Origin of the sequence: Hymenobacter monticola (assembly GCF_022811645.1) — a bacterium.
In the GTDB taxonomy this organism is placed as follows: Bacteria; Bacteroidota; Bacteroidia; order Cytophagales; family Hymenobacteraceae; genus Hymenobacter; species Hymenobacter monticola.
Window position 1 is genome coordinate 4,929,292 of record NZ_CP094534.1, and the last position, 17,507, is coordinate 4,946,798.

General features: G+C 58.3%; 12 protein-coding genes. 7 read left to right on the forward strand and 5 right to left on the reverse strand.

The window, feature by feature from the left end; genetic code table 11:
• Positions 1 to 80 precede the first annotated feature (80 nt).
• Both MTP16_RS20645 and MTP16_RS20650 read right to left on the reverse strand, forming a co-directional pair.
• Positions 81 to 761 carry a response regulator transcription factor gene (locus MTP16_RS20645; protein ID WP_243513300.1) on the reverse strand — a complete coding sequence of 227 codons (681 nt, stop codon included), beginning with the start codon at positions 759 to 761 and terminating at the stop codon, positions 81 to 83.
• A 104-nt stretch (positions 762 to 865) separates the two neighbouring features.
• Complete coding sequence (locus MTP16_RS20650; RefSeq protein ID WP_243513302.1) at positions 866 to 1,060, reverse strand: hypothetical protein; 195 nt, start codon at positions 1,058 to 1,060, stop codon at positions 866 to 868.
• Positions 1,061 to 1,499: 439 nt separating this feature from the next.
• On the opposite strand from MTP16_RS20650, the gene MTP16_RS20655 reads away from it, so the two are divergent.
• The 4 genes from MTP16_RS20655 (at position 1,500) to katG (ending at position 7,946) form a co-directional block, all read left to right on the forward strand.
• Positions 1,500 to 2,093 carry a (2Fe-2S)-binding protein gene (locus tag MTP16_RS20655; protein WP_243513303.1) on the forward strand — a complete coding sequence of 198 codons (594 nt, stop codon included), beginning with the start codon at positions 1,500 to 1,502 and terminating at the stop codon, positions 2,091 to 2,093.
• Positions 2,094 to 2,117: 24 nt separating this feature from the next.
• Complete coding sequence (locus MTP16_RS20660; protein ID WP_243513304.1) at positions 2,118 to 3,143, forward strand: FAD binding domain-containing protein; 1,026 nt, start codon at positions 2,118 to 2,120, stop codon at positions 3,141 to 3,143.
• Positions 3,140 to 5,380: a xanthine dehydrogenase family protein molybdopterin-binding subunit gene (locus tag MTP16_RS20665; protein ID WP_243513305.1), complete on the forward strand. Its 2,241-nt coding sequence runs from the start codon at positions 3,140 to 3,142 to the stop codon at positions 5,378 to 5,380. Before MTP16_RS20660 ends, MTP16_RS20665 begins: the two co-directional genes overlap by 4 nt.
• Before the next feature lie 307 nt (positions 5,381 to 5,687).
• Positions 5,688 to 7,946: a catalase/peroxidase HPI gene (gene katG / locus MTP16_RS20670; RefSeq protein WP_243513317.1), complete on the forward strand. Its 2,259-nt coding sequence runs from the start codon at positions 5,688 to 5,690 to the stop codon at positions 7,944 to 7,946.
• A 120-nt stretch (positions 7,947 to 8,066) separates the two neighbouring features.
• On the opposite strand, the gene dgt is transcribed toward katG, so the two are convergent.
• A complete protein-coding gene (gene dgt / locus MTP16_RS20675; protein ID WP_243513319.1) occupies positions 8,067 to 9,308 on the reverse strand; it encodes a dGTP triphosphohydrolase in 1,242 nt (413 codons plus the stop codon).
• A 611-nt stretch (positions 9,309 to 9,919) separates the two neighbouring features.
• Here dgt and MTP16_RS20680 point away from each other — a divergent pair.
• From MTP16_RS20680 to MTP16_RS20690, 3 genes are all read left to right on the forward strand, one after another.
• Complete coding sequence (locus MTP16_RS20680; RefSeq protein ID WP_243513320.1) at positions 9,920 to 11,005, forward strand: efflux RND transporter periplasmic adaptor subunit; 1,086 nt, start codon at positions 9,920 to 9,922, stop codon at positions 11,003 to 11,005.
• A gap of 144 nt (positions 11,006 to 11,149) precedes the next feature.
• Positions 11,150 to 14,341, forward strand: a complete 3,192-nt coding sequence (locus tag MTP16_RS20685; RefSeq protein WP_243513322.1) for an efflux RND transporter permease subunit — start codon at positions 11,150 to 11,152, stop codon at positions 14,339 to 14,341.
• Positions 14,334 to 15,791, forward strand: coding sequence for a TolC family protein (locus MTP16_RS20690; RefSeq protein WP_243513325.1), 1,458 nt, complete (start codon positions 14,334 to 14,336; stop codon positions 15,789 to 15,791). Before MTP16_RS20685 ends, MTP16_RS20690 begins: the two co-directional genes overlap by 8 nt.
• A 122-nt stretch (positions 15,792 to 15,913) precedes the next feature.
• On the opposite strand, the gene MTP16_RS20695 is transcribed toward MTP16_RS20690, so the two are convergent.
• Positions 15,914 to 16,375: a hypothetical protein gene (locus MTP16_RS20695; RefSeq protein WP_243513331.1), complete on the reverse strand. Its 462-nt coding sequence runs from the start codon at positions 16,373 to 16,375 to the stop codon at positions 15,914 to 15,916.
• Positions 16,376 to 16,596: 221 nt separating this feature from the next.
• Positions 16,597 to 17,478: an SDR family oxidoreductase gene (locus MTP16_RS20700; protein WP_243513334.1), complete on the reverse strand. Its 882-nt coding sequence runs from the start codon at positions 17,476 to 17,478 to the stop codon at positions 16,597 to 16,599.
• Between the last annotated feature and the right edge of the window lie 29 nt (positions 17,479 to 17,507).

The following is a 17,507-nucleotide window of genomic DNA, read 5'->3' on the forward strand; positions in this document are numbered from 1 at the left end:
AGCTTTGTCACTTCCTAAGGCTGGTCGCGCTGAGAGGACGGATTGCCACGGGCTGCGCCCTCGCAATGACAAATAAGTGTTTACGCCTCCGTTTTCATCACGTAGCCCATGCCCACCAGCGTGTGTATCAGCTTGGGCTCAAACCCCTTGTCCACTTTCTTGCGCAGGAAGTTGATATAGACGTCAATCACGTTAGAGCCCGTATCAAAGCTTAAATCCCAGACGTGCTCCAGCAAATCGGCCCGCGACACCACCCGGCCCTGGTTGCGCAACAGGTATTCGAGCAGCGCAAACTCGCGGGCGGTGAGTTGAATGGGCTGGCCGGCGCGCTCCACTCGCTTAGCGGCGGGGTCGAGGGTGAGGTCGGCGAGGCGCAGGGGGGCTTTGGGCGCGGGCGCTTCGGTGCGGCGGCGCACCAGCGCGCGGATGCGGGCCAGCAATTCATCGAAGGCGAAGGGTTTGACGAGGTAATCGTCGGCGCCGGCGTCGAGGCCGCGGATTTTGTCGTCCGTCTCGCCCAAGGCCGTGAGCATGAGGATGGGCACGCCGGGGTCGTGGGCGCGCACCTGCCGGCACACTTCCAGGCCGCTGAGGCCGGGCAGCATCTGGTCGAGAATCAGGCAGTCGTAGTGCGTGGTTTGGGCACGGCTGAGGCCCAGCAGGCCATCGGAGGCCAGGTCCACGGTGTAGTCCTGCTCCGTCAGGCCCTGGTGCAGGAAGGCCGCCACGGAGGGCTCGTCTTCAACTAAAAGGATTTTCATGGGACCGGAAGGTAGCGCTTGCGCCGCAGAAAAGCCGCCGGCTTCCCTCCCCCACACGGGCCGGCCCCGGGGCTGCCGCCTCAACGCCGAGCCAGCCGCTCGTGCTAAGAATTAGCAGCGGCCAGTTCGCCAGAAGCCGCGTTCGTTGATTTAGCGCTCTGACTATTAGCTGGCTTGCTTTGCTCCGTCTGCTGCATCTCGCCCAAGGGGGCGGCTTGCCAGCGAATGCCAACCAAAAGCACCGCGCACAGGAAAGTGGCTAGGTAAAAGCGGAAGTAGCGTTGGAAATTTTTCAGCATCGTTAGAGGCGAAAAGGAAATTCATAAAGCCTTGCGTATTCCTTTTCCCATACAAAATTACCTTTTCACCACGCGGGCTGCTTGACTTATGGCTAAATCCAAAGAGTTACCCCGCGAATCCTGCCATTTCCTCGTTGAATGGCCAGCGCTAGGCGATAACCCGGAGGTGAGTAAACACTTCCCACCACCAAAGGGCAAGGCGCTGTATTTCTGTCGATATTACGCTGTAGCATTTGTGCAAAGCATCTTACCAGAAGTTTTTGATTTTCCTCTATGAAACCATTATTCAGACTTTATCACTTGTATAACAATTACTTCACTATTTATAGCTGAGCTTATTCATTGTCAATCATTTTGGAACAGGGTTACCTGACAAAACACTGACGTAGCATGACCGTAGGCAAATAGCAACGCCCGCAAATTCTAAGCTATTCGCCCTATGAGCCAAGTTACCCAAGTACCGCTCGGCCGCGCCCCCGTGGCCCTGGCCCCCACCCAGCCCGTCAGCCTGAACATCAACGGCCAGGCCCACACCCTGCACATCGCGCCCTGGACCACCCTGCTCGACGCCCTGCGCGAGTACCTCGACCTGACCGGCACCAAAAAGGGCTGCGACCACGGCCAATGCGGCGCCTGCACCGTGCTGGTCGACGGCAAGCGCATCAACTCCTGCCTCTCGCTGGCCGTGACGCACGAAGACTCGCGCATCCAAACCATTGAAGGGCTAGGCACCGAGGGCCAGCTGAGCCCGCTGCAGCAGGCTTTTATCGACCACGACGCCTTCCAGTGCGGCTACTGCACGCCCGGCCAGATTTGCTCGGCCCAGGGCCTCATCAACGAAGGCAAGGCCCGAACCGAAGCCGAAGTGCGCGAGCTGATGAGTGGCAACGTTTGCCGCTGCGGCGCCTACAGCAACATTCTCAGCGCTGTGATGGAAGTGCTTAACAACGAAGGATTAGTCCTAGAGGAAAAGGCGTGGTCGGCCGGCGCTACCACGCAGGACATGGCCCCGGTGGAGCCGCCGAAAAAATAATCCTTCACTCCTCATTTCAGTAAGATGAACCCTTTCACTTTCACCCAAGCCACGGCCGTGGCGGGCGCCGTGCAGGACAATGCCGCGCACGACAACGCGGCCTACCTCGGCGGCGGCACCAACCTGATTGACCTGATGAAGGAAAACGTGGCCCACCCCACGCACCTCATCGGCCTCAAAAAGCTGGGCCTCGACACCATCGAAAACCTGCCCGACGGCGGCCTGCGACTCGGCGCTCTCGCCACCAACGCCGACACCGCCTACCACCCCGAAGTAGAAAAGCGCTACCCGCTGCTGAACCAGGCCATCTTGGCGGGGGCCAGCCCACAGCTGCGCAACATGGCCACCGACGGCGGCAACCTGATGCAGCGCACCCGCTGCTACTATTTCTACGACCTGGCCACGCCCTGCAACAAGCGCGAGCCCGGCTCCGGCTGCTCGGCCATCGGCGGCTATACCCGTGTGCATGCCATTCTGGGCGCCAGCGAGCATTGCATTGCCACCCACCCTTCCGATATGTGCGTGGCCTTGGCCGCCCTCGATACCACGGTGCGCGTGAGCGGGCCCAACGGCGAGCGCACCATCAAGTTTGAGGATTTCCACCGCCTGCCCGGTGACCAGCCCGAGCGCGACAACACCCTGGAGCCCGGCGAGCTCATCACCGGCCTCGACCTGCCCGCCAAAGGCTTCGAGAAGAACTTTAGCTACCTGAAGCTGCGCGACCGCACCAGCTACGCCTTCGCGCTGGTGAGCGTGGCGGCGGCGTTGGAGCTGGACGGCAATACCATTAAAGACGCCCGCCTGGCGCTAGGCGGCGTGGCCCACAAGCCTTGGCGCGATAAGGAAGCTGAGGCCCTGCTCATTGGCCAGCCCGCCACGGCCGAAACGTTTGGGCGCGCGGCCGCCAAGGTGCTGGCCGGCGCCAAAGGCCAGGGCACCAACAACTTTAAGATTGAGCTGGCCAAGCGCGCCATTGTGCGCGCCCTCAAGCAAGCTACTGAAATGAATCAGGCGTTCGACGCCAACGCCTTCCAAAACTCCAACCCATGAGCCACACCACCGACTACATCGGCAAACCCACCAACCGCGTCGATGGCCCGGCAAAAGTGGCCGGCACTGCCAAGTACGCCGCCGAATTCAACGTGCCCAACCTGCTCTACGGCTACGTGGTGAGCAGCCCAATTGCCAAGGGCAAAATCACGAAAATCGACGCCGCGCCGGTGCTGGCGCTGCCGGGCGTGCAGCAAGTATTCTCGCACGAAAACGTGCCCTCGCTGGCCTGGCTCGACCGCAGCTACAAGGACGATGTGGCGCCCGGCGGCTCGCCGTTCCGCCCGCTGCACTCGGCCGAAATCAAGTTCAGCATGCAGCCCGTGGCACTGGTAGTGGCCGATACGTTTGAGCTGGCCCGTTACGCAGCTTCCATTCTACATATTGAGTACGAGGAGGAAGCGTTTAAAACCGAGCTGGTGAAGCACATCGACGAGGCATTTGAGCCCGGCCGTGGCAAAACCGGCTACAAGCCGCCGAAGTCGCGCGGTAACTTTGGCAAGGGCTGGAAGGAGGGCGTGGCCCACATGGAAGCACAGTACTCGCACCACGCCCAGCACCACAACCCCATGGAGATGTTTGCCAGCACCGTGGAGTGGCTGGGCGATAAAAAGCTGAACATCTACGACAAAACGCAGGGCGCCTTCAACAGCCAGCAGTACGTGATGAAGATTTTCAGCCTGAGCAAGGACCAGGCGCGGGTGGTGTCGAAGTACACCGGCGGCGGTTTCGGCTCGGGGCTGCGGCCGCAGTACCAGTTGTTTCTGGCGGTGCTGGCCTCGTTGGAACTGAAACGTTCGGTACGGTTGTCGCTCACCCGCCAGCAGATGTTCAGCTTCGGCCACCGGCCCGAAACCCTGCAGCACGTGGCCCTTGCCGCCGCCGAGGACGGCTCGCTCACCGGCATCAACCACTTCGCGGTGGCCGAAACCTCGCAGTTTGAGGATTTCACCGAAAACGTGGTGGGCTGGAGCGGCACGCTCTACGACTGCGAGAACGTGAGCCTGGGCTACCGCCTCAGCAAGCTCGACGTATACACGCCGCTGGACATGCGCGCACCGGGCGCGGCCTCGGGCTCCATCGCGCTGGAAATTGCGATGGACGAAATGGCTTACGCCGCCGGCCTCGACCCGCTCGAATTCCGCATCCGCAACTACTCCGATTTCGACAAGGCTCAGAAGCTGCCCTACTCCAGCAAGGCCCTGCGCAAATGTTACGCTGAAGGCGCGGCCAAATTCGGCTGGGAGAAGCGCACGGCCGAGCCCGGTTCCATGCGCGACGGCAACCTATTGGTGGGCTGGGGCATGGGCGGTGGCATCTGGGATGCTTCCAAGCAGCCCGCCGTGGCCAAAGCCAGCCTCGACGCCGATGGCCACCTCACCGTGAGCAGCGGCACCAACGAAATCGGTACCGGCACCTACACCATCATGACGCAGATTGCGGCCGAAAGCATGGGCCTGCCCATTGAAGCCGTAACTTTCGTGCTGGGCGACACCGAGCTGCCCGAAGCCCCCGTGCAGGGCGGCTCCTGGACGGCAGCGTCCATTGGTGTGGCCGTGCAGGAAGCCTGCGCTAAACTGGGCGAAGCTTTGCTAAAGCAGGCGCAGAAGATGGACCACCCGGCCTTTAAGGACGCCAAAATCGACGACGTGCAATTTGCCAATGGCCAGCTGCGCCTTCGCTCGGATGAAACTCAAGCAGTAGTGTTGCGCGACCTCGTGCAGGCCAGCGGCGAGCCCAAGATGGAAGCTGAAAATTCCACGGTGCTCGCCAAGCTGGAACTGCTGAAACCGCCGACGCACTCCATGCACGCCCATAACGCCGTATTTGTGGAAGTAAAAGTCGACCCCGAGTTGATGACTGTGCACGTCACCCGTGTGGTGAATGCCGTGGCCGCCGGTCGCATCCTCAACCCCAAAACGGCCCGCAGCCAGGTACTCGGCTCGGTGGTTTGGGGCATCAGTTCGGCCCTGATGGAAGAATCGGTGATGGACCACCGCTTCGGCCGCTACATGAACCACAACTACGCCGAATACCACGTGCCGGTGAACGCCGACATCCACGACATCGACGTGATTTTCGTGAACGAGGAGGACGACAAAGTGAACCCGCTCGGCGTCAAAGGCCTCGGCGAAGTGGGCCTGCTGGGCGTGGCCGCCGCCGTGACCAACGCCATCTACCACGCCACCGGCAAGCGCGTCCGCGACCTGCCCGTGACGATTGACAAGCTGCTGTAGCAACTCCGGCGGCTGGTGCCGCTGCAGTGCCATAGAAACGCCCCGCAACTGGTTGGTTGCGGGGCGTTTTTGTGCTTAGCGTTTTGGCTGGTTCTGGTGAAAATTTATAAGCGGCAAACTCAGCCATAGTCATTGACTATAAAGTTATAGATAAAATCGATGTTGCTTATAACCTGCCATAAATTAGCTTTGTCCAAAGCTTTTACCTGAGGTATTGCTTCAGCTTTACAAACAGCTTTCTAAGACTGTCTGCAAGAGTTTACTCAATCTGGTCTTTCACAAGACTATATCAAAACCCAACCATAAGATGAGCGCCAACCTGCACGACCTCCCCGCAGACAACTCCATCCTCCACGACCTGAACGCGGAAGCCGCCCAGTGCCCCTTCCTCAACGGCGCGGTGAAGCAGACGGCCGGTGGCGGCCGCACCAACCGCGAGTGGTGGCCCAACATGCTCAAGCTAAGCATCCTGCGCCAACACTCCACCCTGTCCGACCCGATGGACAAGGATTTCAACTACGCCGAAGAATTCCAGAAGCTGGACCTGAACGCAGTGAAGCAGGACCTGTTCGAGCTGATGACCAACTCGCAGGACTGGTGGCCAGCCGACTACGGCCACTACGGCCCCTTCTTCATCCGCATGGCCTGGCACAGCGCCGGCACCTACCGCATTGCCGACGGTCGCGGCGGCGCGGGCATGGGCATGCAGCGCTTCGCCCCCCTCAACAGCTGGCCCGACAACGCCAACCTCGACAAAGCCCGCTTGCTGCTGTGGCCCATCAAGCAGAAATACGGCAAGCAAATTTCCTGGGCCGACCTCATCATCCTGACCGGCAACTGCGCCCTCGAGTCGATGGGTCTGAAGCCGTTCGGCTTCGCCGGCGGCCGTCCCGATGGCTGGGAGCCGCAGGAAGACGTGTACTGGGGCCCCGAAACCGAGTGGCTCGGCGACAAGCGCTACGTAGACGACCGGCAGCTGGAAAACCCGCTGGCCGCCGTGCAAATGGGCCTCATCTACGTGAACCCCGAGGGCCCGGACGGTGAGCCCATCCCCGAGCGCTCGGCCCGCGACATCCGCGAAACCTTCGGCCGCATGGCCATGAACGACGAAGAAACCGTGGCCCTGATTGCCGGCGGCCATACCTTCGGCAAAACCCACGGCGCGGCCGAGCCCGCCAAATTCGTGGCCCGCGAGCCCGCCGGCGCGCCCCTCGAAGAGCTGGGCCAGGGCTGGCGCAACAGCTTCGGCAAAGGCCACTCCGAGCACACCATCACCAGCGGCCTCGAAGGCGCCTGGACCCGCACGCCCGCGAAGTGGAGCAACGACTACTTCGACAACCTGTTCGGTTTCGAGTGGGAGCTGACCAAGAGCCCCGCCGGCGCGCACCAGTGGCGCCCCGTGAACGGCGGCGGTGCCGGCACCATCCCCGATGCCCACGACCCGGCCGTGAAGCACGCTCCCTTCATGCTGACTTCGGACATCGCCCTGCGCGCCGACCCCGCGTATGAGGCCATTTCGCGCCGCTTCCACGAAAACCCCGACCAGTTTGCCGACGCTTTCGCCCGCGCCTGGTTCAAGCTGACGCACCGCGACATGGGCCCCAAAGAGCGCTACCTCGGCCCTGAAGTGCCCACCGAAGAGCTGCTCTGGCAAGACCCTATTCCCGCCGTTACCTACCAAGTGATTGACGACCAGGACGTGGCCGCGCTGAAAGGCAAAATCGCTGAATCCGGCCTCACAGTGCCGCAACTGGTATCTACCGCCTGGGCTTCGGCCTCCACCTACCGCGGCTCCGACAAGCGCGGCGGCACCAACGGCGGCCGCCTGCGCCTGGCCCCGCAGCGCTACTGGGAGGTGAACAACCCCGCCCAGCTCTCCACCGTGCTCAACAAGCTCGGCGGCATCCAGCAGGAATTCAACACGGCCCAGACTGGCGGCAAGCAGGTTTCGATGGCCGACCTCATCGTGCTGGCCGGCGTAGTTGGCATTGAGCAGGCCGCCAAAAATGCAGGCCACTCGGTAACGGTGCCCTTCACCCCCGGCCGCGCCGATGCCTCGCAGGAGCAAACCGATGTGGTGTCGTTCCAGGCCCTGGAGCCGGCCGCCGATGGTTTCCGCAACTACCTGAAAACGCACCACCGCGCCGCCGCCGAGGAGTTGCTGATTGACAAAGCCCAGCTCCTGACCCTGACCGCCCCCGAGCTGACCGTGCTGTTCGGTGGCCTGCGCGCCATCAACATCAACTTCGACGGCTCGAACAACGGCGTGTTCACCACCCAAGCCGGCGCGCTCACCAACGACTACTTCCTGAACCTGCTCGACCTGAACACCACCTGGGCCAGCACCTCGGATGCCCAAAACCTCTTCAACGGCCGCGACCGCAAAACCGGCCAGACGAAGTGGACCGGAACCCGCGTCGACCTGATTTTCGGTTCGAACTCCGAGCTGCGCGCCCTGGCCGAAGTGTACGCCTTCGGCGATTCGCAGGAAAAGTTCGTGAAGGACTTCGTAGCCGTGTGGGCCAAGCTGATGAACCTCGGCCGCTTCGACTTGGCCAAGTCGTAAGGCCACCCGCCAGCGCTTCCGCCCCGTGAGGTGCGGAACTAGCTGAAGCCTCAAAAGAAACGCCCCGTAACGAATTCGTTACGGGGCGTTTTCTTTTGATGTGAAATAGAATATTGGCGTTTATTTCAGGTATATACCTTTATCCTTTAGTTTTCCAAAATATTTTTCGTACTGCTGGATGGCATATATATCCATCATGCCGCCTATATAGTCTTGCACTTTCCTTTCCCATTTAGGCTCATGACGATAATTCGCAGGAAGTAAGACCATTTTCTTATTGTATGATTTATCAGTGTACAATTCATACAATTTGGTCAAAACATGCTTACCTAACTGCTCATATTCAACAATATCTGGCTGCCGTTTGATTGCCTCAAATGTCAATGTCTTCAACCCGCTGATTAATAATCCAAACTGCTTGTACCCTAGTTTACCATCAACAAGGTCAACATCCCTAACAAATGTGTTTGCAAGAATGGATGTAAGCTCTTTCCTGTATAACATAGCATACTCTTCCGAAGTCTTATAGACATGCGCCTGTTCTGCAAATTGCCTTGCTAGCACGTTGAATTTCTTAAATTCGACAATAATGTCTTTGTATTCATCTCTTATTGAAAATTCATAAAGCAATTCATCAATTGTGAAGTATTTAAGCCTTAATGCATCTTCTAAGTCATGTATCGCATAGGCAATTTCATCTGACAAATCCATGATTTCGCAATCAATGGTCTTATGAGAAATCCCATACGTATCAAGCCAATCAGCAACAACTTCATAGTCACCGTTGTATAAAAACTTTTTGTTTTTAATTTCTTTCGAATTTCCATTCTCGTCCGTCGTAACGCCCATTTCTTGCTTGAAATATTTTACGACACCTAATAATGTTCTAATAGTTAAATTGAGGCCATTAAAATCATAATGCCGCTCTTCAATATTATTTAATATCCGAAATGTTTGAGCATTCCCCTCATAAGGATTGGATGTACACACTCCGCTCAAAAACACTTCCCCTGCGTGACCAAACGGAGGATTACCGATATCATGAGCCAGTGAGCATGTTTGTACAGTTATATTATCCTGTAACTTCAGCCTCTTGCTAATTGTCTTTGCTACCTGTGCAACTTCATTACTGTGTGTTAAACGGTTTCTATAGAATACTTGGCTCTTAGGAACAAACAACTGCATCTTACCTTGAAGCCGGCGATAAGAAGAAGAATAGAGGACTCTAGAGTAATCAACATCAGCGTTGGTTCTGAAGTAATCTGTGCTGCCTAGGTATTTATTGTCAGCACGAATATCTTTTACTACATCGAGCTGTGCTTCCTTAATTCGGGAATATTCTTCAAGTTCTGCGGAAATCATATTTTTCTCTATTTAGGTTAAAAAATTCATTCTCGGTTATTGATGACTGCAAATGGTTCATCATCAAGCATGCGCAATATACATATCTTCTATCTATAAATTTTCAGGTTCCGGAATACGGTTCACGGTGAAGTCTTAATCTAGACAACTAGCATACTCTATCCTTCTTGACTGGCATTAGTGATATTAGTTTTTACCTCCGCTCCCCAGCCGCACCCGCCAAGCGGCACCGAACGGGGGCGGCGCGAATAAAAAATCCGTCTTCATAAACCTTCATTTCCGCTTCATGCCATCGGGGGGAAGTTTGTATTGTCACCCCATGACCCAGGCCGCGCGGCCTCGCCCCTCCCACCCTGCGATGCGCGCTTTTGGCTTGGTTTGGCCCCGGCAGGTTGCTGATGGCCAAGGGCGTTCTGCTAGTTGAGCGGCGCCTTTCGTGAAGTATGAATAACCCCCAAACCGGCTAGCCCGGCCCTACCCATCTGCCGGCCGCGCCCAGCGTCGCGGGCTTCCCCCACTGCATTCTGGGTTTGGCCGGCCGCCGGGTGTTTCCCGCCGCATTACCGCTTTCTATGCAACACCCCCCGCTTGTCACGTTACCCCAGGTACTTATGAAAAGAGTATTCATGCTGCTGAGTTGCGGCGTTTTGTGCTACACCACCGGCTGCAAGGAAGAGAAAAAACAAGTAGAAGAACAGCTTAGACTGGTGGCCACCAGCCCCTTGCAGAAGGACACCACCATCACGAAGGAGTACGTGGCCCAGATTCACTCCTACCAGCGCATCGAGCTGCGGGCGCTGGAGAAAGGCTATCTGGAGAAGATTTTCGTGGACGAGGGCCAGAAAGTAGCGCAGGGCCAGACCATGTTCCAGATTAAGCCCACCGTGTACCAGGCCGAGTTGAAGAAGTCGCAGGCCGAGGCGCACTACGTGCAGATGGAGTACCAGAACACCAAGAACCTGGCCGACAAGAACATCGTGTCGAAGAGCGAGTTAGCGCTGTCGCAGGCCAAGTACGACAAAGCCAACGCCGACGTGTCGCTGGCCCAGGCCCACCTGCAATTCACCACGGTGAAGGCGCCGTTCAGCGGCATCATGGACCATTTCCAGGGCCGGCTGGGCAGCCTTGTGGACGAGGGCGACCTGCTGACGACGCTTTCGGACAACAGCAAAATGTGGGTGTACTACAACGTGCCCGAGGCCGAGTACCTGGCCTACAAGCAGCACGCCAAGACCAACGACAAGGCCGCGCACGTGAAGCTGCGCATGGCCAACAACGAGGTGTTCGACCAGACTGGCATCGTGCAAACCATTGAGGCTGATTTCAATAACGAAACCGGCAACATCGCCTTCCGCGCCACCTTCCCCAACCCCGACGGGCTGCTGCGCAACGGCGAAACCGGCAGCGTGCTGATGACCGTGCCGCTGAAACACGCCCTCATCATCCCGCAGAAAGCCACCTTCGAAATCCTCGAAAAGAAATACGTTTTCGTGGTTGATAAGAACAACGTGGTGCACCAGCGCGAAGTCGGTATCGCCTCCGAAATGCCTGACCTCTATATCATTGGCTCCGGCATCACGCCCAACGACCGCATCCTCCTGGAAGGCCTGCGCAAGGTGAAAGACGGCGACAAGGTGGCCTACGACTACAAGGCGCCGCAGGGGGTTCTCTCGAATTTGAAGGTGACGGCCGAGTAAGCGTCAGGGCGCCGCCCGGCGGGGTGTAGCGTGGACTCTGCGAGTCCGCGCCTGGGCGAACAGCCCGCTCATGCGCGGACTCGCAGAGTCCACGCTACAGGTGCCCGGCATCTCTACCCATAATATCCACACAGCCAGAAGAATATGTTTAGTAAATTCATTCGCAGGCCAGTATTTGCCATTGTTATTTCGGTGTCCATTCTGCTCATGGGCGGGCTGGCCATCATGCAACTGCCCACGTCGCAGTTTCCGGAGATTTCGCCGCCGCTCGTGATGGTGAGCGCCTCCTACCCCGGTGCCAGCGCCAAGGTGCTGACTGAGTCGGTGCTGATTCCGCTGGAGCAGGCCGTGAACGGGGTGCCAGGCATGAAGTACATGACCTCCGACGCCGTATCGGCCGGTGAGGCCAACATTCAGATTGTGTTCAACCTGGGCACCAACCCCGACCAGGCCGTGGTGAACGTGAACACCCGCATTGCGCAGGTGCTCAACCGCCTGCCGCTGATTGTGCAGCGCGAGGGTGTGATTGTGAACCGCGTGGTGCCCAACATGCTGATGTACGTGAACTTGTACTCAAAAGACAAGAACACGGACATGAAGTACCTGTTCAACTTCGCCGGGGTGAACATGATACCCGAGCTGCAGCGCTTGGGCGGCATTGGCCGGGCCAGCATCCTGGGCAGCCGGCAGTACGCCATGCGCGTGTGGCTGAAGCCCGACCGCATGCGGGCCTACAACATCTCGGTGGACGACGTGATGAAGTCGCTCGATGAGCAGAGCGTGATTGGCTCGCCGGGCCGGATTGGCCGCGCCGATGGCAAGAATGCGCAGTCGCTGGAATACGTGCTGAGCTACCAGGGCCGCTTCAACGATGTGGAGCAGTATAAGAACGTCATTCTGAGGGCCAACCCGAACGGGGAAAGCCTGCACCTGAAGGACGTGGCCAACGTGGAGCTGGGCTCGGAATACTACGACATCTACTCCAACCTGAACCAGTACCCTTCGGCCGCTATCGTGCTGAAGCAGACCTACGGCTCGAACGCTTCGGATGTAATTAAAGAGGTGAAAGCCAAGCTGGAAGAGCTGAAGAAAAGCAGCTTCCCACCCGGCATGGACTACAAAATCACCTACGACGTGTCGAACTTCCTCGACGCCTCGATTGAGAACGTGATTCACACCCTGCGCGATGCCTTCATTCTGGTGGCGCTGGTGGTGTTCATCTTCCTCGGCGACTGGCGCTCGACGCTGATTCCGGCGCTGGCCGTGCCGGTATCGCTGGTGGGCTCGTTCATTGCGATGCAGGCTTTCGGCCTCACCATCAACATGATTACGTTGTTTGCGCTGGTGCTTTCGATTGGTATTGTGGTCGATAACGCCATCGTGGTGATTGAGGCGGTGCACGCCAAGATGGACGAGCAGCATCTATCGCCTTATAATGCAGTCCGACAAGTGGTTGGGGAAATCAGCGGTGCTATTATCGGTATCACCATCATGATGACGGCCGTGTTCATTCCGGTGTCGTTCATGAGCGGCCCGGTGGGCATTTTCTACCGCCAGTTCTCCATTACCATGGCCACGGCCATCGTGATTTCGGGCCTCGTGGCCTTGACGTTGACGCCGGTGCTTTGCGCCATGATTCTGAAAAACCACCACGGCCAACCCAAGAAGCAAACGCCGCTGCAGCGCTTCTTCGACTGGTTCAACCGTGGATTTGAGAAGCTGACCAATGCCTATGTGGGTTTGCTGCAGCGCATTGTGGCCAACCGCATTGTGACGTTTGTGATGCTGGTGGCCTTCGGGCTGGGCATCTGGGCCATCTCGGCGGGGCTGCCGGCCGGCTTTATTCCGAGCGAAGACCAAGGCCTGATTTACGCCATCGTGCAGACGCCTCCCGGCACCACGCTGGAACAAACCAACGCCGTATCGAAGCGCCTGCGCGACCTAGCCAAGGACGTGCCCGGCATCGCCAACATTTCGACGCTGGCCGGCTACGAAGTACTGACCGAAGGCCGCGGCTCGAACGCCGGCACCTGTTTGATTGACTTGAAACCATGGTCGGAGCGCAAGGAATCCATTGCCGAGATTGTGGAGAACCTGGAAAAGAAAGCGCACGAGATTCCCGGCGCGACCATCGAATTCTTCGAGCCACCGGCAGTGCCGGGCTACGGCGCGGCGGGTGGTTTCCAGCTGCAGATGCTAGACAAAACCAGCACCGGCGACTACAAGGCCCTGGAACGGGTGAACAACGAGTTCATTGCCAAACTGAAAAAGCGCAAGGAGCTGGCGGGCGTGTTCACCTTCTTCTCGGCCAACTACCCGCAGTACGAGCTCAAGATTGACAACGAGCTGGCCATGCAGAAGGGCGTGAGCATCGGCAACGCCATGAACACGCTGAGCATCCTGGTGGGCTCGACTTACGAGTTGGGCTTCATTAAGTACCAGCGCTTTTTCAAGGTATTCGTGCAGGCCTCGCCGGAATACCGCAAGCTGCCCGAGGACATCCTGAACATGTGGGCCAAGAACGACAAGGGCGAGATGGTGCCGTTTTCGGCCTTCATGAAAATCGTGAAATCGCAGGGCGCCAACGAAATCAACCGCTACAACATGTACCCCACCGGCTCCATCCGGGGCGGTGCCGCGCCGGGCTACAGCTCGGGCGAGGCCATCAAGGCAGTGCAGGAAGTGGCCGAAACCCTGCCCCACGGCTACGGCATCGACTGGGGAGGCTTGTCGAAAGACGAAGTGAGCCGCGGCAACGAGTCGACCGTGATTTTCCTCATCGTATTGGTGTTCGTGTACCTAGTGCTGGCCGCCCAGTACGAAAGCTTCCTACTGCCGCTGGCCGTTATTTTCTCGCTGGTAGCGGGCGTGTTCGGCTCCTTCCTGTTCATCAAAATATTCGGTCTGGCCAATGACATCTACGCCCAGGTTGGTCTGGTCATGCTCGTCGGGCTGCTGGGTAAAAACGCGGTACTTATCGTCGAATTCGCGGCCCTGAAACACGAGGAAGGAATGAGCGTGCGCGACGCGGCCATCGAAGGTGCCAAGACTCGTTTCCGTCCGATTCTGATGACTTCGTTCGCCTTCATCGCCGGCCTGATTCCGCTGGTGGTGGCCACCGGCGCCGGTGCCATCGGCAACCGCACCATTGGTAGCTCGGCGCTGGGCGGCATGTTGTTCGGTACCGTGTTCGGGGTCATCATCATCCCCGGCCTGTACTACTTCTTCGGCACCCTGGCCGGCAACAGCAAACTAATTAAGGATGAGAACGAAGCGCCCATCCTCGAAGGCGTAGAGCCCCGCGTGACACTAGAAGAAATGGAGCCTTATGCTTAAGAAACGAATTTATCAATGCCTCGGCGCGGCCAGCCTGGCCCTCGCCGTGGGAGCCTGCAAAACGCCCGAACTGGTCGTAAAAAATGAAAACCGCAACGTGCCGGGCAGCTACTCTACCGCTGCCCCGGCCACGTCGGCCGGCACGCTCGACAGCACTAACACGGGCCGCGTGCAGTGGAAGCAGTTTTTCACCGACCCCAAGCTGCAGGAGCTGATTCAAACCGCCCTGCAAAACAACCAGGAGCTGAACATCACGCTCCAGGAAATTGAGATTGCCAAAAACGAAATCCGCGCCCGCCAGGGCGAGTACCTGCCCTTCGTGAGCCTGGGCGCCCGCGCCGACGTGGAGAAAGTGGGCCGTTACACCCTGCAAGGCGCTACCGAGGAGCAAGTTCAGATTCAGGAAGACCGCCGCACGCCCGACCCGCTCACCAACTTCCAGGTCGGCGCGTTTGCTAACTGGGAGGTCGACATCTGGCACAAGCTGCGCAACGCCAAGAAGGCCGCGGCCGTCCGCTACCTGGCCACCGTGGAAGGCAAGAACTTCATGGTGACCAACCTGATAGCCGAAATCGCCAACTCCTACTACGAGCTGCTGGCGCTGGACAACCAGTTGGCCATCGTGAAGCAGAACATCGGCATCCAGAGCAACGCGCTGGAGCTGGTGCGGCTGCAGAAGGAGTCGGCCCGTGCCACCGAGCTGGCCGTGAAACGCTTCGAGGCGCAGGTGGAGCACACCCGCGCCCTGCAGTTCAAGCTGCAGCAGAGCATCATCGAGACCGAGAACAAGTTGAACTACCTGGCCGGCCGCTACCCGCAGCCTGTAGTACGCAATACCCAGTCGTTCAACGACCTGCTGCCGTCCACCATTCAGGCCGGCTCGCCTGCGCAGCTGCTGGCCAACCGCCCCGATATCCGGCAGGCCGAGCAGCAGCTGGCCGCCGCGAAAATCGACGTGCAGGTCGCCCGCGCCAACTTCTACCCCTCGCTGGGCCTCTCGGGCGGCGTGGGCCTGGCCGCCTTCACGCCCGGCCTGCTCGTGAGCACGCCGCAGTCGATGCTTTACGCCCTAGGCGCCGACTTTGCCGGCCCGCTGTTCAACCGCAACGGCATCAAGGCCGCCTACTACACCGCCAACGCCGCGCAAACCCAGGCCGCCTACCAGTACGAAAAAACGGTACTGAATGCCTATGTGGAGGTGTCGAACCAAGTGGCCAACATCGGCAACTTGGCCAAGAGCTACGACGCGAAAGCCAAGGAAGTAGCCGCCCTCAACCAGTCGGTGGACATTTCCAACAGCCTCTTCCGCTACGCCCGCGCCGACTACACGGAAGTCCTCTTCACCCAGCGCGACGCCCTGGAGTCGAAGTTCGACCTCATCGAAACCCGCATGCAGCAACTCAATGCCACGGTGAACGTGTACCGCGCCCTGGGCGGCGGCTGGCAGTAACCGGAAATTGAGAGTAGCTGAAGCAGCTTAGTCCGCAAAGGAAACGCCCCGTAACCTGTTGGTTGCGGGGCGTTTTTGGGTTTGAGTAAATTGTAACAACTCCGATAGTAGTCTACAACCGATTAATCAGATGCCAAGCCGTTAATAAAAAGAGAGGTGCCGTTAGAATTGAATAGGATGAATGAGTAACCCCAAAGTATAGAGACATACGGAATGCCTGACTCGGCTGGATAATTAAAAATCACAGTTGAGTCTGTGAGATACTGCTGAATAAACAACTTATATTTTTCCTGCTCTATCAATAGTTCTTTCTCTTTCTCGTTGGAAAGTTTAAGTCCTGCTACATCATCGCCGCGATATTCAAGGCCGTATCTAATAGAATTCCATAAGTCTAATTCACTGGCCAATTCAGGTATTATGTCACAAAATCTAGCATCACTGTATTTCAAACTTAGTTCTTTTCTTATTTCATCTATTGATTTATATCCATCAAGAACATTTAATCCGAAATGCGCTTCATAATTATAGCCGTACATATTTCGTTCTAAATTTTTCAAGTTCTTTTTTGCTTCACCGACTGTCATCGTTTCTTGTTTTATAAGTGGGACTTAGGTAATTTAACCAAATGTATCAACACCAAGTAGCTTCAGGTGCTCCTCGATGGCGTTAAACTGTTCAGGCCGCGGCCACACTAATCGGTTGACTCTTCTGTGCACATCATCAGATGGTTTGAAAGGTAATTGACAACCTATATAAAGCAACGGCCCGCTACGAATTCGTGGCGGGCCGTTGCTTTTGGTTAACCTTACTCATCGAAATAGTCCCCCTCCTCCAAATCCGCCAGCAGGCCCGGGTGGGTGGGGTGCCACCCCAGCCACTGCTGGGTGAGGGCGCTGGAAGCCGTCAGGTCCAATGCGGCGAAGCGGGCCATCCAGCCGAAATGGTCGGCGGCTTCTTCGGGGGTTTTGGAGACGACGGGCAGGTTCAGGTGCCGGCCGATGATGGCGGCGAGGTCGCGCTGGGCAATGCCTTCGTCGGCGACGCCGTGGTAGTTGGTGCCGGCGATGCCTTGTTCCAGCACCAGGCGGTAGAGGCGGGCGGCGTCGAGGCGGTGCACGGCGGGCCATCGGTTGAGGCCGTCGCCGATGTAAGCTGCTTCCCCTTTTTGGCGGGCCGTTTCGATGAGCACCGGCACGAAGCCGTGGTCGCCTCGGTCGTGCACGGAGGCGGCCAGGCGCACCACCATGGCGCGCACGCCCTGCCCCGCCAGTTGCATAGCTGCGGCTTCCGACTGGCGCGGCGAGGCGGCGGGGTTGTCTTTCTCAGTGGCCGGGCGGCCCAGGTTGAAACCCGCCAGCCCGGACGTGACGATGAGCGGCCGGTCTGTGCCCGCCAAGCTTTCGCCGAGGGCCTCAATGGCCTGCCGGTCGGTCTGGCCCGCGGCGGTATACTGCGAAAAATCGTGGTTGTAGGCCGTGTGGATGACGCCATCGGCCCCGGTCGCGCCGCGCCGCAGGCTGTCGAGGTCGTCGAGCGAGCCGCGATGCACCTCCGCGCCGGCCGCCTGTAGCGCCTGGGCCGACGCCTCGGAGCGGGCAAGGCCGAGCACCTGGTGGCCCACGCCGAGTAATTCCTGAACAATGGCAGAGCCGACAAAACCCGACGCGCCGGTAACGAAAACACGCATGTGATGGTCCTTTAAAAGTGGGGAATGAT